Consider the following 19,084-nt stretch of genomic DNA (forward strand, 5'->3'; position numbering starts at 1 on the left):
GTACGGCTGTTGAGGAGAGGCTAACCTCACCAAGTCGAGACGTGGAACCCTTCGTCCCACCCCGTGAGCAATCCGTGATGTGAGGTCACTCACGCGGCTCCGCCGAGCCGTCCGGTGCCGGGGTCCCGTCCGCCCGGTGGTGACGACCGACCGGCACGATCATCGGGCTCCCCGACACCGGGTCGGGCACCACCCGGGCGTCGAGCCCGAAGGCCTCCAGGACGGTGGCCTCGTCCAGGACGTCGCCGGGCGCCCCCTGGGCCACGACCCGGCCCGCTGACATGACCACCAGGTGGTCCGCGTACCGGGCGGCGAGGTTGAGCTCGTGCAGGACCATGACGACGGTGGTGCCGCGGTCCCGGTTGAGGTCGTGCAGCAGGTCGAGCAGCTCGACCTGGTGCGTGACGTCGAGGAAGGTGGTCGGTTCGTCCAGCAGCACGACGTCCGTCTCCTGGGCGAGCACCATCGCGATCCAGACCCGTTGGCGCTGCCCGCCGGACAGCTCCGCCACGGGTCGGTCGGCGAGGTCGGCCACCCCGGTGGCCTCGAGCGAACGCACGACCACGACGTCGTCGTCGCTGCTGTGCCGCCCGAACCAGCCCTGGTGGGGGTAGCGGCCGCGACCGACCAGCTCCGCCACCCGCACCCCGTCCGGCGCGACGGACGACTGGGGGAGCACTCCGACCAGCCGGGCGAGCTCCTTGCGCGCCAGGCCCGTCACGTCCCGGTCGCCGAGCGTGATCCGTCCCGCGGTGAGCGGGTGCAGGCGCGCGAGCCCGCGCAGCAGCGTCGACTTGCCGCAGGCGTTCGGCCCGACGACGGCGGTCACCCGGCCCGCGGGCAGGGTGAGGTCCAGCCCCTCGATGACCGGGCGACCGTCGTAGCCGATCGCCACGCCGTGCGCGGTGAGGTCTCCGGCGCCCGCGGTGCCGGTGGACCCCTCGGTGCGCGACGAGCGGGTGGCGCGGGTGTCGATCATGCGCGGGTCCTCTTCTCGTGGGTGGCGAGCAGCCACAGCAGGTAGGGGGCTCCGACCAGGCCGGTGACGATGCCGGTCGGGGCGGCCACGCCGAGCAGGCCGTGCTGGGCCACGATGTCGGCGGCCAGCACCAGCGTGGCACCCGTGGCGACGGAGACGGGCAGCGCCGGTCCGCCGTCGTCGATCAGCCGACGGGCGATCGCCGGCGCGACGAGCGCGACGAACGCGAGGGGGCCCACCGTCGCCGTCGCCAGCGCGACGAGCGCGACGGCGACCAGGAGCGTGGTGACCCGCGCGGCGTCCGTCGCGACGCCGAGGCCCCGGGCGTGGTCGTCGCCGAGGGCCAACGGCCCCTGCCAACGTGCGACGGCGGCCACGACCACGGCGAGCACGGCCAGCCCGACGGCGAGCACCGCCAGCTCCAGGCCGCGCACGTCCGCGACGCTGCCGACGGTCCAGACGAGGGCGGTGGCGGCGTCGCGCTGGTCGGCGCTCGCGAGCATCCAGGCGAGGAACGAGGCCGCCAGGTAGGCGAATCCGACGCCGACGAGGACGAACCGGATCGAGTGCAGGCCCTGGCGCCAGGCGAAGAACCAGATCAGCACGGCGATGGTCGCGGCACCGACGAACGCCCCGACGGAGACCGCCCAGCCCGACAGGCCGAGTCCGAGGATGACGGTGACTGCGCCGACGGAGGCGCCGCTGGCGATGCCGAGGATGTCCGGGCTGGCCAACGGGTTGCGCAGCGTCGACTGGAAGAGGGCGCCGGCCAGCCCGAAGGCGGCGCCCGCGAGCAGCGCCGTCGCGATCCGGGGCAGCCGCAGGCGCTGCACTACGAACAGGTCGCCGTCGTCGCCGATGCCGAACAGCGCCAGCACCGCCCGTCCCGGGGGCAGCGAGGCGGCGCCGAGCGTGAGACCCAGGGTCGCGAGCACGACGACGAGGACGGCCAGCGAGCCGAGCACGACGGCGAGGCGGCGGCTGCGGTGGGACCGCAGAACGGTGACAGGGGTCGCGGACGTCATCTCACACCCCCGCGACCTTCTTGCCGCGGGCGACCGCGACCAGGACGGGCGCGCCGATCGCCGCTGCCACGACCCCGGCCTCCAGCTCGGAGCCGGGCAGGACGAGCCGGCCGATGACGTCGGCCCCCAGCAGCATCACCGGCCCGAGGACCGCGGACAGGGCCAGGACCCAGCGGTAGTCCGTGCCGACCAGGCGGCGGGCGGCGTGCGGGACGGCGAGCCCGACCAGGGCGATGGGCCCGGCGAGCGCCGTGGCGGCACCGGCGAGCAGCACGATGGCCAGGCCGGCCAGCGCGCGCGTCGCACCGATCCGCTGTCCCAGGCCCCGGGCGACGTCGTCGCCGAGGGCGAGCATGTTGAGCCGGTGCGCCAGCCCGGCGGCCACGACGGCGCCGACGGCGATGAACGGCAGCACGACGACGAGCGTCTCGAGGCCGCGGCCGGTGAGCGAGCCCACGGCCCAGAACCGGTAGAGGTTGAAGGCCTGCTGGTCGCGCAGCAGCACGAGCGTGATGAGCGGGGTGATGAGCGCGGTGACCGTCGCCCCGACCAGCGCGAGCTTGACGGGCTGCCCCGCCCCGATGGAGAACACGAGCGCCGCGGCGGCAGCGGCGCCGAGGAACGCGAACCACACGAACTGCGACGGTGCGGTCAGCCCGAGGAGCCAGACGGCGCAGACGACGGCGAGCGACGCCCCGGAGTTCAGGCCGAGCAGCCCGGGATCCGCGATCGGGTTGCGGGTGACGCCCTGGATGACGGCTCCGGCGACGCCGAGGGCGAGCCCGGCGCAGATCCCGACGAGGGCCCGCGGCACGCGCTGACCCGCGACCACCTGGTGGTCGACGTTCCCGGCGACCGGCGCGGTCAGGGCCTCCCACACGACGGTCGGCGAGACGTCACGTACGCCGAGCACGAGGCTCGCGAGGACGACGAGTGCGAGCGCGGCGAGGGCGACGACGCAGGCGGTGATCCGCCGTCGGGTCCGGTGTGCCACCTGACGGGCCGCGTCCGAGGACGTGACCTGAGGCGAGGTAAGCATTGCCTAAGTCTTCCACAGTCCCCGGTGTGCTCCTGCCCGCCGGCGGGCCAGCACCCACACCACGCCGCCGACGGCGAGCGCACCGGCCGCTGCCAGCGCGGCCGGGTGCAGCAGGAACAGCAGGATCGCCGCGTAGACCACGGCGGTCCCGACGGTGGTCCAGACCGCCGCCCAGATCAGGCAGCCGAAGAACAGCGCGACGAGGTAGCGGCCGAACGGCATCCGCAGGTAGCCGGCGGCGAGGTTGACGACGGTCTGCACACCGACGGTCAGGAAGGACACGGTGACGGCAGGTGGTCCCCACCGGTGGATCCGGTCGATCACCTGGACCGCCCGGGGCGAGGCGAGCAGGAGCGCCACCCGGGTGCCACCCATCCCGCGGGCGACGCCGCGCCCGAGCCAGTACGTCGCCTGGGCTCGGGCCATGACGATGCAGAACGCCGTGACGTAGACCGCCCAGTACGGGAAGCCCTCGAGCGTGAAGACGCCGTGCCGGCCGCCGTCGTCGGCCGCTGCGGTCGCGAGCGCAGCGGCGGACACGGTGGGGGCGAGCGTCATGCGCCCATCATGCCCTGCTGAGGTATGCCTGGCCTAACCCTGGGAGGCGGCGTCCTGACGGGCGGCACGGCAGTCCGCGCAGGTGCCCCACAGCTCGACGGTGTGCTCGATGTCGGAGAAGCCCTGCGCGGAAGCGACGCGAGCTGCCCACGTCTCGACCGTCGGGCCGTCGATCTCGACAGCGGTGCCGCACGAGCGGCACACCAGGTGGTGGTGGTGCTCGGTCCGGGCGCACCGTCGGTACAGCGCCTCGCCGTCGTCGGTGCGCAGCACGTCGACCTCGCCACCGGCAGCGAGGGACTGCAACGTCCGGTAGACCGTGGCGAGCCCGACGGCGTCGCCCCGGTCGCGCAGCAGCTCGTGGAGCTGCTGGGCGCTGCGAAACTCGTCGGTGGTGTCCAGCGCGTCGGCGACGGCGGCACGCTGCTTGGTCATGCGCAGCTGCTGGGTCATCTCTCGCACTCTCCTTCGGTGCCGGTGGTGGCGGCGACCTCCACCTCGACGTCGTCCGGGATGTCGGGGTGCGGGTCTCGTGCCGGCCGACGGCGGGCCAGCAGCGGGTGCAAGCCTGCCACGACCGCGTACACGGCGATGGCGAGGACCACGATGAGGGACCCCGGGGAGACCGGGTACCAGTACGTGATGCTGAGTCCGACGACGCAGACGACGATTCCGACGACTGATCCGACGGCCATGGTACGGCGGAACGAGTGGGTGACGAGCTGCCCGATCGCGACGGGGACGATCATGAGCGCAGAGACGAGCAGCAGCCCGACGACGCGCATGGCGACGGTCACCGTCAGCGCAGCGAGCACGGCGACGGCCATGTTCAGCGCCCACACCGGCAGCCCGGAGGAGATCGCGAACTCCTCGTCGTGGCTCACGGAGAACAGGGCGGGACGCAGGCCGACGCCGACCAGGAGGATGAGGGCGCACAGCACCACGGTGAGGATCAGGTCGGTGCTGGTCACCGTCGAGATCGACCCGAACAGGTAGGCCATCAGGTTTCCCGAGGAGCCGCCGGCGATCCCGATGATGAGCACGCCGCCGGCGATGCCGCCGTAGAACATGATGGCCAGGGCCAGGTCGCCCGAGGTGCGTCCGCGGCGTCGGACGACCTCGATGAGGACGGAGCCGACGACGGCGGCCACGACGGCGCCCGGGATGGCCAGGACGTCGTCCGGCACCAGGCCGAGGGCTGCCCCGACGAGCCAGCCGAGCGCCACGCCGGTCAGTGCCACGTGCCCGATCCCGTCGCCCAGCAGGGCGAGGCGGCGCTGCACGAGGTAGGTGCCGACCACCGGGGCGCTGACGCCGACGAGCAGCGCCGCGACCAGGGCGCGCTGCATGAGGGGGTCGGTGAGCATGAGGCCGATCTCGTTCACTGCGTCACCTCCGTCGAGCCGGTCCCGAGGGGGCCGTCGGTGAGGCCGACGTCCGTGGTCTGGACGGGCAGCTCCGAGGTGTGCGGGTGGACGTGCTCGTGGCCGGCGGCATCGTGCCCGCCGTGCGGACGGGGCGGTGCACCGTCGTGGACGACCTTCCCGTGCCGCAGCACCACGGCGCGGGTGACGAGGCCGGCGAGCTCGCCGAGCTCGTGCAGGACGACCAGCACGGTCAGGCCGCTGCCGACCAGGCGCGTCATCGTCGCGGCGAACGCCTCCTGGCTGGGGCGGTCGACGCCCGCGACGGGTTCGTCGAGGACGAGCACCTCGGGCTCGCGGACCAGTGCCCGGGCGATGAGGACGCGCTGCTGCTGGCCGCCCGAGAGCTGGTTGGTGGCGTCGTCTGCCCGGTCGGCGAGCCCGACCTGGTCGAGCGCCGCGCGGGCCCGGGCGCGCCATCCCCGGGGCAGGGCGAAGCGCCGGCCGTGCAGCAGCCCGGAGGCGACGACCTCGGCCGCCGTCGACGGGACACCCGCGGCGGCGCTGACCCGTTGGGGGACGTAGCCGACACGCTGCCAGGGCACGCCGTTGCCGAGCGGGTGCCCGAGCAGGCGGACCTGGCCGCGCGACGGCGTCAGGACGCCGACCACGGTCCGCACGAGGGTGGACTTGCCCGACCCGTTGGCGCCGAGCAGGGCGACGACCTCGCCCGTCTCGACGCGCAGGTCCACGCCGCGCAGCACGTGGCTGGCGCCCAGGTGGACGTGCACGTCCTGGGCGTCGATGACAGGGGCGGTCACGCGCAGCCCAGTCCTTCGGTGATCGCGGCGAGGTTTGCGTCCATGACAGAAAGGTAGTCCGTCCCGGACTCCGCGGCGTCGGTGGACAGGCCCTCCAGCGGGTCGAGGACTGCGGTGGTCACGCCGAGGTCGTCGGCGAGGGTCTCGGCGACCTTCGGGCTTGTGAGCGTCTCGGTGAAGATGGTCTGCACGTCGTTGTCGACGACGACGTCGCCGATCTCGCGCAGACGGGCCGGGGACGGCTCGGCCTCCGGGTCGAGGGCGGAGATGCCGATCTGCGACAGCCCGTACCGTTCGGCGAGGTAGCCGAACGCGGCGTGGCTCGTCACGAGGGTCTCGCCCTGGCACGGCTCCAGCGCGGCGGCGTAATCCGTGTCGAGGTCCTCCAGGGTGGCCGTGAGCGCGGCGGCGTTCGCCGCGTAGGTGTCTGCGTTGTCCGGGTCGGCGGCGCCGAGCTCGGCGGCGATCTCGTCCGCGACCGGGACCAGCAGGGTGGGGTCGAGCCAGAAGTGGGGGTCGAGGTTGCCGTGGTCGTGCGCGTCGCCTGACTCCTCGTCCGCGTGCTCGGCGGTCTCGCCCTCGTGGTCGTCGGCGTGCTCCACCGACCCGGGGTCGGCCTCGAGCGTGACGAGCTCGGCGGCGTCTACCACGTGCTCGGGGGCGCGGGCCTCGACGGCCTCGTCGACGGCCGGCTGGAAGCCGGACTGGAAGACGACCAGGGCGGCGTCGCCGACCTCGCGCACCTGGGAGGGGGCGAGCTCGAGGTCGTGCGGCTCGGCGGCCGGGGGAGTGAGGTTGTCGACGCTCACCAGGTCGCCGCCCACCTGCTCGGCCACGTACTGCAGCGGGTAGAAGGACGCGAGCACCTGCACGCCGTCGTCGCTGTCGCCACCCGGTCCGCCGTCCGCGGTGGAGCACGCCGCGAGGGCGAGCGTCAGGGGCAGGGCGGCGGCGAGCGCGAGCGGGGCACGGCGAGTCATGAGAACGATTCTCAGCCTTGGGAGGGAGCGAAGTCAAAGCGGTGGGGTGGGGCGTTCGTCACTGTGCGTGACGCGTCGCGGTGCGCTGCTCAGCCGACATCCGAGGGACGAGCACCTCGAAGCGACAGCGCGGTCAGGGTGCAGGGGTCGCCGGTGCGAGCGACCGGCAGGGGTGCGACATCACGCGGATCGGGTGGTGAAAGTGCCTTGGCGCTGCGATACCGTCGCGCGGGACGGAGATGAGGTCAGCGATGTTCTCACGACTCGTGGCGATCGACCGATCGAGCATGCGCTGGGGTACGGCGGCCATGGTGCTGTCCGCGATCGCGGTGTGCGTCGCGCTGGAGGCTCTGATCGGCGTCGGATTCGTGCAGGCCGCGGTCGCGGCGGTCGTGGTGACCCTCTCGGGCGGCAGAGGTGAGATCCGGTCACGCTTGGGCAACATGGCCGTGATGACCGTCGTGGGCGGTCTCCTGGGTCTCATCGCCTACGTCTCGGCGGAGGAAGCGTGGCTGGCCGGGCTGGTCCTCGCGATCGCCACGTACCTCACAGGCCTCGCGTACGGGGTCAGTCGCGCCGCGGGTGGAAGGGGCTACCTGCTGCTGTGCTGGGTGCTGGCAGTGCTGATCGGGCAGTCGCGCGACGAGTACCCGGCCGCGACCTCGGTGGCGTTCTTGGTCGGCGGCGCGGTCGCGATCGTTCTCGTCGTGCTCGTCGCCCTGGTGACGCGAGAGCGCGCGCCCGCACTCGCGGCGCCTAGACCCGTGTCGGAGGCACCGGACCGTCGCACCGGGCTGGGCGAGCTCGTGCGGTCAGACCTGGGCGTGTGGAACGCTGTTCGCTCGGTTCTGATACTCGTCGCTGTGGTGATCGGCTACTCGCTGACGACCGAGCTCGACCCGTACTGGGCAGCGATCGTCCTGCTCATCGTCTTCTTGCCAGACCTTGGACAGACGATGTTCAAGGCAGCGCAGCGGGGCGCGGGAACAGCCGCCGGTGTGCTGACCGCCACCGGGCTGATCTCGGCGTTCGAGGCAGATGCGCCGATCGTCGTCGTCATGGCGATCAGTACCTTCGGTGCTGTCGCCTTCTACTCGGCGAACTACCTGATCTATGCGTTCTTGCTGACCAACGCCGTCCTCACGTACTACTGGCTCGCGGTGGACCATGAGATGAGCGCCCCGGTTATCCGCATCGTCGACACCCTGGTCGGGGTGATCCTGGCGATCGGAGGTGCGGGCCTGGTGGCGCTCGTCACGCGCCGACGGGCGGTCGATCCTGGGACGCGGTGACGACGTCGCCACCTCGGTGAGTTGCCGCGGGTCCCGGGTGCGGACGCTCGCCCCCGGATGACGAGGCTCCCAGAACGGTAGGCTGGCGGACCGGCGCCGCCGGCAGTTCGCAGGCGCCGACCTACCGTGCACACCCGCCCCGCCGGAGCCACCTGCGGGGTCGACCTCAGGAGTGATCCGTGGCTGCATCCGCGACCGCCCAGCTCGACGCCGTCGTCTCCCTCGCCAAGCGCCGGGGGTTCGTCTTCCAGTCCGGCGAGATCTACGGCGGGACCCGCTCCGCGTGGGACTACGGCCCCTTGGGCGTAGAGCTCAAGGACAACATCAAGCGGCAGTGGTGGAAGGCGATGACGCGCCGGCCCGACGTCGTCGGCCTGGACTCGTCCGTCATCCTGCCCACGCCCGTGTGGAAGGCCTCGGGCCACCTCGGTGCGTTCACGGACCCGCTGACCGAGTGCCTGAGCTGCCACAAGCGGTTCCGCGAGGACCAGATGATCGAGGAGTTCACCGAGCGCAAGGGCCGCGCGCCCGAGGGCGGCCTCGCCGAGATCGCCTGCCCGAACTGCGGCACCCGCGGCGAGTGGACCGAGCCGCGCGACTTCAACATGATGCTCTCGACGTACCTCGGTCCGGTCGAGGACGAGTCCGGCCGCCACTACCTGCGCCCCGAGACCGCCCAGGGCATCTTCGTGAACTTCGCCAACGTGGCCGCCGCGTCCCGCCAGAAGCCGCCGTTCGGCATCGCGCAGATCGGCAAGTCGTTCCGCAACGAGATCACGCCGGGCAACTTCATCTTCCGCACCCGCGAGTTCGAGCAGATGGAGATGGAGTTCTTCGTCGAGCCGGGCTCGGACGTCGAGTGGCACCAGTACTGGATCGACAACCGGATGGCCTGGTACACGGACCTGGGCATCGACCCGGAGAACCTGCGGCTGTACGAGCACCCGGAGGACAAGCTGTCGCACTACTCGACCCGCACCGTGGACATCGAGTACCGCTTCGGGTTCACCGGCAGCGAGTGGGGCGAGCTCGAGGGCATCGCGAACCGCACCGACTTCGACCTGTCGACGCACGCGGAGCACTCCGGCAAGGACCTGATGTACCGCGACCCGGTGACGAACGAGAAGTACTTCCCGTACGTCATCGAGCCGGCCGCGGGCCTGACGCGGTCGCTCATGGCGTTCCTCATCGAGGCCTACGCCGAGGACGAGGCGCCCAACACCAAGGGCGGCGTCGACAAGCGCACGGTGCTGCGCCTCGACAAGCGCATCGCGCCGGTCAAGGCCGCCGTGCTGCCGCTGTCCAAGAGCGCCGACCTGCTGCCCACGGCGGACAAGCTCGCCGCGGAGCTGCGCCAGCACTGGAACGTGGACCACGACGTCACCCAGGCGATCGGCAAGCGGTACCGCCGTCAGGACGAGATCGGCACGCCGTACTGCGTGACGGTCGACTTCGACACCCTCGAGGACCAGGCCGTCACGATCCGTGACCGCGACACCATGGCGCAGGAGCGCGTCGCGCTGGACCAGGTCGCGGGCTACCTCGCCCAGCGGATGCCCGGCGTCTGACGCCGATCCGTCCGAGCACGCGAACGGGGGCCGTCCATCAGGACGGCCCCCGTTCTGCTCCCGCTCGCAAGGCGGGAGTGCGTCGGTGCGACGGTCAGGTCTTGGCGCGCCTCATGAGCGCCAGCACCAGGCTGACGACCAGGACAACGACACCGATCCAGAGCAGGAACTGCCCGATCTCGGTCGCGATGCCGAGAACGACCAGCACCACGCCGATCAAGATCAGAATCAGCCAGAGGGGCATGTCGACCTCCTTCGTCCGTCACGACAGGTTTTGTCGCGACATGTTCTGAACATGTCACAGCCTCGCCGTGCTGGCACGTCGGGAGCTGCCGAGCCGGTGGGACGACTCAGGCGGACGTCGAACGACCAGGCGTCACCACGGGACCGTGCCGAGCGCGTCGAGGAACTGCCCGGTCGGCCCGTCGGCCGTGAGGGTCGCGGCTCGGACCACGCTGCGGGCACCCTCCTCGACCGTCTGCTCGCCCTGGTGCCCGTTGAGGTCGGTCGCGGTGTAGCCGGGGTCCACGGCGTTGACCTGGAACCCGGGAAGGCTCCGGGCGTACTGGCTCGTGACCATGTTCAGTGCGGCCTTCGACGCCGGGTAGGTGATCGAGGCGAACTGGGACTCCACCGTCCCCGGATCGGTCGTGCGGGCGAACGAGCCCAGGCCGCTCGACACCATGACGACGCGGGGTTGGTCCGCGGCCCGCAGCAGCGGCAGGAACGTGTGGGTGGTGCGCACGGGGCCCAGAACGTTGACGCCGAAGACGTCGAGGAAGTGGTCGGGCAGCGTCTCCGGCGGCGCGACGAGCTCGCCGCTGATGCCGGCGTTGTTCACCAGGACGTCCAGGCGGCCGCTCTCGGCGGCCACCGTGGTGGCGGCGTCGGCGACGGAGTCGTCGCGCGTGACGTCCAGGCTGAGTGCGCGGACGTCGCCGCCCAGCTCGGCCGCGACCGTTCGTCCGACGGCGAGGTCGCGTGCGCCCAGCCAGACGGTCCAGCCGAGCGCGGCGAGGCGGCGTGCGGTCTCTCCGCCGATGCCGCGGGTGGCGCCGGTGACGAGGGCGACGGTGGTGGCCCCCGTGGGGGTGGGATGGGATGCGGAGGTGTTCTCGGTGTCCATGCCAGCACCGTCGCCGGTCCACGCCGGGCGCACCAGGGAGGGTCCAGCCTGGGAGCGCCCGTACCTGGCTGAGCCCGACGTCCCGGTGCTCCGTGAGCCATGCTGGGATCATGGACCGCATCGAGCTCGGCACGCTGCTGCGCCGGTCGCGCGAGCGCCTCGCACCCGCCGACGTGGGACTACCACCGGGCGCACGCCGTCGGACTCCCGGCCTGCGCCGCGAGGAGGTCGCCCAGCTGGCGGGCGTCAGCGTGGACTACGTCGTGCGGCTCGAGCAGGGCCGGGGGAGTCACCCGTCGGACCAGGTGCTCGGCGCGCTGGCCCGCGCGCTGCGGCTCGACGCCGACGAGCAGGAGCTGCTCTTCCGCCTGGCGGGCAGCGCGCCCCTTCCGGCCGACGTCGTCGACCTGTCCGTGCGGTCGAGCGTCCGGCGCATCATCGACCGGCTCGCCGAGCAGCCGGCGCTGGTCATCAGCGCCAAGGGCGACATCCTGGCCTGGAACGCAGCAGCGTCGGCGCTCTTCGGCGACTGGTCCCGGTTGCCGGTGCGCGAGCGGAACATCGTGCGGATCCGGTTCCTCGGTACGCAGGCGCCGGTGCGCCTGAGCGCCGTCGCCATGACGGACGAGGAACGCGCCGTCACCGACGTGCAGGCGGTGGCGAGCCTGCGGTCGACGCTGGCCAAGTACCCGCGCGACGTCCGGGTGCGCGAGCTGGTCGACGAGCTCCGGGCCGGCAGCGAGGAGTTCGCACGGCTGTGGGAGTCGGGCGCGACGGGACACTGGCGCAGCCACCGCAAGACCATCGTGCACCCGGCGCTCGGTCCGCTGACCCTGGACTGCGACACGCTCGTGTACCCGGACGGCGACCAGTCGGTGGTCGTCTACTCGGCGGCGCCCGGAACGGCGGAGGCCGAGGCGCTCTCCTTCCTCCAGGTGGTCGGACCCACCGAGCTCGGCACGGTCGTCGGCTGACGCCCCGCGGCCCGGCGCCCCGCGGCCGCTCCGGTCACTCGATTCGTCAGGCGCCCCTCGGGACCGCAGACTGTCCGGATGGGCCTGCTCAACGACTGGATCCTCGCCGGCGGCGACGTCCTCTGGACCTGGATCGTGCTGCCCGTCGTGGCGGTGCTCGGCATCTACTTCACGTTGCGCAGCGGGGTGGTGCAGGTCCGCCTGCTGCCCGAGATGTTCCGCACCCTGACGGACCCGGCGCCGAAGGACGAGAACGGCCGGGCGCAGTCGGTGTCGGCGTTCGGTGCGTTCACCATCTCCGCGGCCTCGCGCGTCGGGGTCGGCAACATCGCTGGCGTCGGCACGGCGATCGCGGTGGGTGGCGCCGGAGCAGTCTTCTGGATGTGGCTCATGGCGTTCGTGGGCGGTGCCTAGGCGTTCGTCGAGTCGTCTCTGGCCCAGCTCTTCAAGACGCGCGACGCGGACGGGTTCCGTGGCGGTCCGGCCTACTACATGCAGCGCGGGCTCAAGGCGCGGTGGATGGGCGTCCTGTTCGCCGTCATCCTCATCCTCTGCTTCCCGTTCGCGTTCTCGTCGCTGCAGGCCAACACCATCACCGCCACGGTGGCCTCCACCGTCGGGGTCGAGGGTGGTGGCGCACTCGCCTGGGGCGTCGGCATCGTGCTGGCCGTCCTCACGGGCATGGTGATCTTCGGCGGCGTCCGGCGCATCGCGCACGTCACGCAGGCCGTGGTGCCGACGATGGCGCTCGTCTACCTGCTCACGGGGCTGGTGGTCGTCGCGATGAACGCCGAACGGATCCCCGACGTCGTCGCCATGATCTTCACCGATGCGTTCGGGTTCAACGAGGTGCTCGGCGCCACGCTCGGCACAGTCATCATGCAGGGCGTCAAGCGCGGCATGTTCTCCAACGAGGCGGGCCTCGGCTCCGCCCCGAACGCCGGCGCGACGGCGGCGGTGACCCATCCGGTCAAGCAGGGGCTGGTCCAGTCGCTCGGCGTCTACTTCGACACGTTCGTCGTGTGCTCGGTGACGGCGTTCATCATCCTGGTCACCGGCCCGGACCTGGCGAACGCCGCCCCGGGGATCACCCTGACGCAGGAGGCGCTCGTGGTCGGCCTCGGCACCTGGGCGAACGGGCTGCTGACGGTCATCATCTTCCTGCTCGCCTTCAGCTCGATCCTCGGCAACTACTACTACGGCGAGTCCAACATCGAGTTCATCACCGGTTCCCGGCGCGTGCTGCAGGGGTACCGCGCCCTCGTGGTGCTGGCGATCCTCGGCGGTTCGGTCGCCTCGTCGGACCTGGTCTGGAACACGGCCGACGGGATCATGGGGCTCATGGCGCTGGTCAACCTGGTCGCGATCGCGCTGCTGTCCGGGATCGTGTGGAAGCTGCTGGCCGACTACCTGCAGCAGCGTCGCGGCGGCCGCGACCCCGTCTTCACCCGGGACCGGCTGCCCGGAGTCGCGGGGATCGAGTGCTGGGAGGACGAACGCGCGGTGACCGGTGTCACGCCGGTCGTGAAGGCGTAGCCCCCGCCATCGCCCCGGCAGGTTTGCGACAATGGCGGATGTGACTTCCACGCTCGAACCCGTCAGCACGACGACGCCGCAGCCCACCTCCGCGAGCGGGGCTCCGTCGTCGGGCACGCAGGTGCTGCCCGCGCTGCAGATCGGGCCGATCACGGTCGGCACGCCCGTGGTGCTCGCGCCGATGGCCGGCGTCACCAACCGCGCCTTCCGCACGCTGTGCCGCGAGGCCGGCCGCTCCACGGGGTTCGACCCGGGGCTCTACGTCGCGGAGATGGTCACGAGCCGTGCGCTGGTCGAGCGGAACCCGGAGGCGTTGCGCATCGTCACCTTCGGCGAGGACGAGACGCCGCGCTCGGCGCAGGTCTACGGCGTCGACCCGGCCACCGTGGGGGCGGCGGTGAAGATCATCGCGAGCGAGGACCGCGCGGACCACGTCGACCTCAACTTCGGCTGCCCGGTGCCCAAGGTCACGCGCAAGGGCGGGGGGTCCGCCCTGCCCTGGAAGAAGCAGCTCTTCACCGACATCGTGCGCGCCGCCGTCGACGCCGCCACGCCGTACGGGATCCCGGTGACCGTCAAGATGCGCAAGGGCATCGACGACGACCACCTGACGTACCTGGACGCCGGCCGCACCGCCGAGTCGCTGGGGGTCGCCGCCGTCGCGCTGCACGCCCGCACGGCCGCCGAGCACTACTCCGGCACGGCGGACTGGTCCGCCGTCGCTCGTCTCAAGGAAGCGGTGACCACGGTCCCCGTGCTCGGCAACGGCGACATCTGGGCCGCCGAGGACGCGCTGCGCATGGTCCGCGAGACCGGCGCCGACGGCGTCGTCGTCGGCCGGGGCTGCCAGGGCCGCCCGTGGCTGTTCGCGGACCTGGCCGCCGCCTTCAACGGCTCCGACCAGCGGGTGCGCCCCGGCCTGCGCGAGGTCGCCGAGACGATCTACCGCCACGGCGAGCTGATGATCTCCTACTACGACGGCGACGAGTCCAAGGGCATGCGGGACCTGCGCAAGCACATGGCCTGGTACCTCAAGGGCTACGCCGTCGGGGGCGAGACCCGCCGTGCGCTCGCCATGCTGTCCTCTCTCGAGGAGCTGCGGACGCACCTCGACGCGCTCGACCTCACGCTCGGCTACCCCGGGGCCGACGCCGAGGGGCCGCGCGGGCGCGCCGGCTCGCCCAAGAAGCCGCACCTGCCCTACGGCTGGCTGGACTCGCGCGAGCTCGACGCCGAGTTCGAGGCGAAGCTGCGCGAGGCCGAGCTCAGCGTCTCGGGGGGCTGAGCGCACGAGGGGTGGCACGGCCCGGTCCCCGGACGAGGGTCCAGCCGATCAGTCGAGGCGGGCGAACGTCGCCTCGTAGGCCCGGTCGGGGTCGCGCTGGACCATCGTGTCCCCGTCGCACGTGTAGCCGACCGGGTCGCCGGCGGCCGACGGCGGCTCGTACGTCTCGGTGAACCCCGCCACCTCACGGTCCACGGTCACCCCGGAGTGGTCGGTCGCGGTGAACTCCAGCGTGCCGTCGTCCGTGACGAGCCTGTCCGTGGACGTCCCGCTCCAGGTGTCCGTGATCGTGCCCACGCTCATCGCGCCCGTCACAGGGTCGGCGTCGTCGTAGGTGACGACCTCGCTGCCGTCCTCGGCGATCTCGAGCACGCGGCCGTCCCACCCGGTGACCTCGACGTCCTCGCCGAGCAGGTCCCAGGTGTCGGTCATGGAGGTCTGCTCCCAGCGGCCCACGAGGCAGGGGTCGAGCGTCGGCGGCACCGGCGCCTGCGCATCCACCGGTGACGTGCTGGGTGACGCGCTCGGCGAAGCGGTCGGCGACGTCGTCGCGGACGCCTCCGCCCCGGGCGCCGCGACGGTGACCGGCCCGGCGGCGGCCGACGGCACCTGGGTGTCGTCGGCGGGGGAGTCGTCGACCGGCTGCGGGTCGGCGAGGAACGGGACCTCGGCGAGGGGCGCCGCCCGGAGGTGAGGGCGCGGTCCGGGCAGTCCCGGCTGGGCGGCGATCATCTCGGCGACGGTGGGGCGGTCCGCCGGGTCCGTCGCGAGACAGGCCTCGACGAAGAGGCGCAGGAAAGGTGGGCAGTCGTCGAGACGAGGCGCCTCGTGCACGACCCGGTAGTACATGATGTCGGGACGGCCCTCGCCGAAGGGGCGCTGCCCGGTCGCGGCGAAGAAGGCCACCGCGCCGAGCGCCCAGACGTCGGTGGCGGCACTGGGCTCGTCGACCTTCGCCTGCTCGGGTGCCATGAAGACCGGGGTGCCGAGCTGCATCCCGGTCATGGTCAGGGACGTCGAGTCGGCCGCCCGCGCGATCCCCATGTCGATGAATCGAGGACCGTCGGGCCCGAGCAGCACGTACGCCGGCTTGAGGTCGCGGTGGACGAGGTCGGCCCGGTGGACGTCGTGGAGCGCTCCGGCCAGGTGTGCCACGAGCAGCCGCACCTCCGGCTCGGCGAGCGGCCCGCCGTCGGCCACGCGAGCCGCGAGGGTGAGGCCCGGGACGTACTCGGCCGGCCCAGGACCCGCAGGGCACCGAGGGTCCGCGGGTCGGTGGGCGCGAGCGGCGTGACGCCGCTGGGCAGCGCTTCACCTGGACTGCTCACGGGCAACGGGCCCCCGATCGGAGTGGTCGGACACGGGTGTGACACCAGGAGGTTACCGACCCACCCGCTCCGCGCCGTCATCCGGAGGTGACGGCGCGGCCGGGTCGGTGCCGGTGGACGGCGACCCGGCCGCGCCGCCTCAGCCCCGCAGCCAGGCCGTGGTGTCCGCCGGGAGCACGCCGTCCTCGAGCGGCCCGGAGGCCAGCAGGACCTCGGCGTCGGGCAGGTCGACGGCCGTCGAGGAGAGGTTGGCGACGACGGCGACCCCCCGGTTGGCGAAGGCGACGACGTCGGGGGAGTCGGCCCAGGCGTCGAGCCAGCTGAGCCCACCGTGCCCGAGACCCTCCGTGCGGCGGAGGGCCAGGGCCGCCCGGTACAGCTCGAACGTGGAGCCGTCCACGCCGTACTGCGTGTCGGCGGCGTAGCGCTGGTAGGACTCGGGCTGGGGGAGCCAGGTGGCGCCGGTCGGTCCGAAGCCGTAGCCCGGGGCGTCCGCACGCCAGGGCAGAGGGACGCGACAGCCGTCCCGGCCCGCCTCGGCGCCGTGCGTGCGGAAGTGCCCGGGGTCCTGGCGCACCTCGTCGGGCATCGTCGTGTGCTCGGGCAGGCCGAGCTCCTCGCCCTGGTACAGGTACGCGGAGCCGGGCAGCCCGAGCATGAGGAGCGACGCGGCGCGCGCACGGCGCAGACCGAGCTCCTCGTCGGGCTGCGGGTCGCCGGGGAAGACGCCGTTGGGCCGGACGCCCGGGTCGGGGAGCCCCAGCCGGGTGGCGTGCCGCACGACGTCGTGGTTGGACAGCACCCAGGTCGTGGGCGCGCCGACCTCGTCGTTCGCGCGGTACGAAGCCCTGATCACCCGACGCAGCGCGGCCGCGTCCCACGCGGTGGTCAGGAACGAGAAGTTGAAGGCCTGGTGCATCTCGTCGGGGCGCACGTACCGGGCCAGCCGCGACAACGGCTCCACCCAGGCCTCCGCGACCAGGCAGCGGTCGCCGTCGTAGCCGGCGAGGACCTGGTGCCATGAGCGGTAGATCTCGTGCACGCCCTCCTGGTCGAACATGGGGCCCTGGTTGCCGGCGCCGGTGGACCCGTCCTCGGGGGCTCCGGGATCGGTGGGCTGGTCGTCGCTGCTGCCGCCGTCGACCATCGAGACGTGGCCGTGCCAGTCGGGCAGGCCCTCGGCCTTGACCATGCCGTGCGCGACGTCGACGCGGAACCCGTCGACCCCCCGGTCGAGCCAGAAGCGCAGCACGTCCTCGAACTCGGTGCGCACCTCGGGGTGGTTCCAGTCGAGGTCGGGCTGGGAGGAGTCGAACAGGTGCAGGTACCACTGGCCGTCCGGGACGCGGGTCCAGGCGGCCCCGCCGAAGATCGACTGCCAGTTGTTCGGCGGCTGCTCGCCGGCGGGGCCGCGGCCGTCGCGGAAGATGTAACGCGCCCGCTCCGGCGAGCCGGGGGCGGCGGCCAGCGCCTGCTGGAACCAGACGTGCTGGTCGGAGGTGTGGTTCGGCACCAGGTCCACGATGACGCGCATGCCGCGCTCGTGGGCGCCGGCGAGCATCGTGTCGAAGTCGTCGAGCGTGCCGAACAGCGGGTCGACGTCGCGGTAGTCGGCGACGTCGTAGCCCGCGTCCTTCTGCGGGGAGCGGTAGAACGGCGAGAGCCAGACGGCGTCGATGCCCAGGGTCCGCAGGTGGTCGAGCCGCGCCGTGATGCCCGGGATGTCGCCGATGCCGTCGCCGTCGCCGTCGGCGAAGGAACGCGGGTAGACCTGGTAGATCACGGCGTCGCGCCACCACTCGCGGGCGGTGTCGGACCCGACGTGCACGGTGCCGTCGGTGGTGAGCGGCACGGGCGTCGGAGTGGGCGGCTCGGTGGTGGCCATGGGGTCCTCGATGAGTCGGCGGATGGGTACGGCGGTCGAGTGTATGCCTTGCTGCAAGGTTTTCAACGCGGGCCGCGACGCCGGTCGGGCGTGTCGTGCCTGACGACCAGCCTGCGCGGGCCGTCGGGCCGGTGCAAGCGGTGACTCAGGTGCGCGGTGCGACGCCGGTGGAGCCGCGCACGACCAGTTCCGGGGCGAACAGCAGCTCCGTGCGCGGAGCCTGGTCCCCGCCGATCTCGGTCAGCAGGGCGCTGACGGCCGCGTGCGCCATGGCCTCGACCGGCTGGCGGACCGTGGTCAGCGGCGGCTCGGTGAAGGCGATGAGCGGGGCGTCGTCGTACCCGACGACCGAGACGTCCTCGGGGACGCGCAGGCCGCGGGCGCGCGCCGCGCGCACCACGCCCAGGGCCATGAGGTCCGAGCCGCACACGACGGCGGTGTGCCCGGCCGAGAACAGCTCGCCGCCGGCGGCCTGCCCGCCCTCCAGGGTGTAGAGCGTGCTGGTCACGTGCCGGCGGGCCTCCGCCTCGTCGGCCACCAGGCCGTGTCGCACCAGTGCCGCGGTGAAGGCACCCAGCTTGCGCTGCGCGGGCACGTACCGTTCGGGGCCGATGGCCAGCCCGATACTGTGGTGACCGAGCGTGACCAGGTGCTGGACGGCGACGTCGACGCTCGCGACGTCGTCGGGGGAGACGAACGGCGCGTCGATCCCGGGGGCGTACCCGTTGACGAGCACGATGGGGATGCCCTGTCCCCGCAGCAGCTCGTAGCGCGTGTGGTCCGCGCGCGTGTCGGCGTGCAGCCCGGAGATGAAGACGATGCCGTCGACGGAGTGGTCGACCAGCGTCGAGACGTACTCGTCCTCGGTGGTGCCCCCGGGGGCCTGCGTGCACAGCAGCGGCGTGTAGCCGTGCTGGGCGAGGATCGACTCGACGGCCTGGGCGAACGCGGGGAAGACCGGGTTGGTGAGCTCCGGCACGACCAGCCCGACGAGCCCGGCCGACCGACCGCGCAGCGCGGTCGGTCGTTCGTAGCCGAGGACGTCGAGGGCGGCCAGGACGGACTGCCGGGTCGAGCTGGCGACCCCCGGCTTGCCGTTGAGCACGCGCGAGACCGTAGCGGTGGAGACCCCGGCCTGCTCGGCCAGGTCGCTCAGTCGGGTGCGCACGCCGCTGATCGTAGGGGACAACGGACCTCCTCGTCCTGGGCCGCCCGCCGGTCGGACGCACGGCGCGACGTCGTGTTGCAGAAACGTTATTGCAAGATCTTGCAAAAAGCGACCATACCTCTTAGGTTCATCCCTCAGCAGGGCCCACCGGCGCGT

At 72.5% G+C, this 19,084-nt stretch carries 16 protein-coding genes and 2 pseudogenes; 5 read left to right on the top strand and 13 right to left on the bottom strand.

From position 1 onward, the window contains the following. Nucleotides 1-85: 85 nt before the first annotated feature. The 8 genes from UQW22_RS12790 to UQW22_RS12825 are packed head-to-tail and all read right to left on the bottom strand — an operon-like array spanning nucleotide 86 to nucleotide 6,766. The gene (locus UQW22_RS12790; RefSeq protein ID WP_407317380.1) at nucleotides 86-979 is read right to left on the bottom strand and encodes an ABC transporter ATP-binding protein; all 894 of its coding nucleotides are present in this window, start codon (nucleotides 977-979) and stop codon (nucleotides 86-88) included. Further along, nucleotides 976-2,004: a FecCD family ABC transporter permease gene (locus UQW22_RS12795; protein WP_407317382.1), complete on the bottom strand. Its 1,029-nt coding sequence runs from the start codon at nucleotides 2,002-2,004 to the stop codon at nucleotides 976-978. Before UQW22_RS12795 ends, UQW22_RS12790 begins: the two co-directional genes overlap by 4 nt. A gap of 1 nt (nucleotide 2,005) precedes the next feature. Continuing rightward, entirely contained in the window at nucleotides 2,006-3,043 is a 1,038-nt protein-coding gene (locus UQW22_RS12800; RefSeq protein ID WP_407317384.1) for a FecCD family ABC transporter permease, read from the bottom strand. Nucleotides 3,044-3,046: 3 nt separating this feature from the next. Further along, nucleotides 3,047-3,601, bottom strand: coding sequence for a DedA family protein (locus UQW22_RS12805; RefSeq protein WP_407317385.1), 555 nt, complete (start codon nucleotides 3,599-3,601; stop codon nucleotides 3,047-3,049). A 33-nt stretch (nucleotides 3,602-3,634) separates the two neighbouring features. Beyond that, nucleotides 3,635-4,054, bottom strand: a complete 420-nt coding sequence (locus UQW22_RS12810) for a Fur family transcriptional regulator (protein WP_407317386.1) — start codon at nucleotides 4,052-4,054, stop codon at nucleotides 3,635-3,637. Further along, entirely contained in the window at nucleotides 4,051-4,968 is a 918-nt protein-coding gene (locus tag UQW22_RS12815; RefSeq protein ID WP_407320815.1) for a metal ABC transporter permease, read from the bottom strand. The genes UQW22_RS12810 and UQW22_RS12815 overlap by 4 nt, the downstream gene beginning before the upstream one ends. A 14-nt stretch (nucleotides 4,969-4,982) precedes the next feature. After that, nucleotides 4,983-5,786: a metal ABC transporter ATP-binding protein gene (locus tag UQW22_RS12820; RefSeq protein ID WP_407317387.1), complete on the bottom strand. Its 804-nt coding sequence runs from the start codon at nucleotides 5,784-5,786 to the stop codon at nucleotides 4,983-4,985. Continuing rightward, nucleotides 5,783-6,766 (bottom strand): metal ABC transporter solute-binding protein, Zn/Mn family, encoded by a 984-nt coding sequence (locus UQW22_RS12825; protein ID WP_407317388.1) that lies wholly within the window; start codon nucleotides 6,764-6,766, stop codon nucleotides 5,783-5,785. The genes UQW22_RS12820 and UQW22_RS12825 overlap by 4 nt, the downstream gene beginning before the upstream one ends. Nucleotides 6,767-7,017: 251 nt before the next feature. On the opposite strand from UQW22_RS12825, the gene UQW22_RS12830 reads away from it, so the two are divergent. Further along, the gene (locus tag UQW22_RS12830; protein ID WP_407317389.1) at nucleotides 7,018-8,058 is read left to right on the top strand and encodes an FUSC family protein; all 1,041 of its coding nucleotides are present in this window, start codon (nucleotides 7,018-7,020) and stop codon (nucleotides 8,056-8,058) included. 179 nt (nucleotides 8,059-8,237) lie between these two features. Continuing rightward, the gene (locus UQW22_RS12835) at nucleotides 8,238-9,626 is read left to right on the top strand and encodes a glycine--tRNA ligase (protein ID WP_407317390.1); all 1,389 of its coding nucleotides are present in this window, start codon (nucleotides 8,238-8,240) and stop codon (nucleotides 9,624-9,626) included. Nucleotides 9,627-9,720: 94 nt separating this feature from the next. Here the strand turns inward: UQW22_RS12835 and UQW22_RS12840 are convergent, their stop codons facing one another. Continuing rightward, complete coding sequence (locus UQW22_RS12840) at nucleotides 9,721-9,870, bottom strand: hypothetical protein (protein ID WP_407317391.1); 150 nt, start codon at nucleotides 9,868-9,870, stop codon at nucleotides 9,721-9,723. A 132-nt stretch (nucleotides 9,871-10,002) separates the two neighbouring features. Then, complete coding sequence (locus tag UQW22_RS12845; protein WP_407317392.1) at nucleotides 10,003-10,752, bottom strand: SDR family NAD(P)-dependent oxidoreductase; 750 nt, start codon at nucleotides 10,750-10,752, stop codon at nucleotides 10,003-10,005. A gap of 110 nt (nucleotides 10,753-10,862) precedes the next feature. On the opposite strand from UQW22_RS12845, the gene UQW22_RS12850 reads away from it, so the two are divergent. From UQW22_RS12850 to dusB, 3 genes and pseudogenes are all read left to right on the top strand, one after another. Beyond that, nucleotides 10,863-11,726: a helix-turn-helix transcriptional regulator gene (locus UQW22_RS12850; RefSeq protein WP_407317393.1), complete on the top strand. Its 864-nt coding sequence runs from the start codon at nucleotides 10,863-10,865 to the stop codon at nucleotides 11,724-11,726. A 78-nt stretch (nucleotides 11,727-11,804) separates the two neighbouring features. After that, a pseudogene (locus UQW22_RS12855) lies at nucleotides 11,805-13,262 on the top strand (alanine/glycine:cation symporter family protein). A 31-nt stretch (nucleotides 13,263-13,293) separates the two neighbouring features. Then, on the top strand, nucleotides 13,294-14,547 hold the full coding sequence (gene dusB, locus UQW22_RS12860) for a tRNA dihydrouridine synthase DusB (protein WP_407317394.1): 1,254 nt from the start codon (nucleotides 13,294-13,296) through the stop codon (nucleotides 14,545-14,547). Nucleotides 14,548-14,595: 48 nt separating this feature from the next. On the opposite strand, the pseudogene UQW22_RS12865 reads toward dusB, so the two are convergent. From UQW22_RS12865 to UQW22_RS12875, 3 genes and pseudogenes are all read right to left on the bottom strand, one after another. Further along, nucleotides 14,596-15,768: pseudogene (locus UQW22_RS12865) on the bottom strand (protein kinase domain-containing protein); the annotation flags it as partial. Between the two features lie 246 nt (nucleotides 15,769-16,014). Beyond that, nucleotides 16,015-17,760: a glycoside hydrolase family 13 protein gene (locus tag UQW22_RS12870; protein ID WP_407317395.1), complete on the bottom strand. Its 1,746-nt coding sequence runs from the start codon at nucleotides 17,758-17,760 to the stop codon at nucleotides 16,015-16,017. A gap of 145 nt (nucleotides 17,761-17,905) precedes the next feature. Beyond that, nucleotides 17,906-18,928 carry a LacI family DNA-binding transcriptional regulator gene (locus UQW22_RS12875; RefSeq protein ID WP_407317397.1) on the bottom strand — a complete coding sequence of 341 codons (1,023 nt, stop codon included), beginning with the start codon at nucleotides 18,926-18,928 and terminating at the stop codon, nucleotides 17,906-17,908. Between the last annotated feature and the right edge of the window lie 156 nt (nucleotides 18,929-19,084).

The sequence above is a fragment of the Isoptericola halotolerans genome, from assembly GCF_045689585.1.
In the GTDB taxonomy this organism is placed as follows: Bacteria; Actinomycetota; Actinomycetes; order Actinomycetales; family Cellulomonadaceae; genus Isoptericola; species Isoptericola halotolerans_B.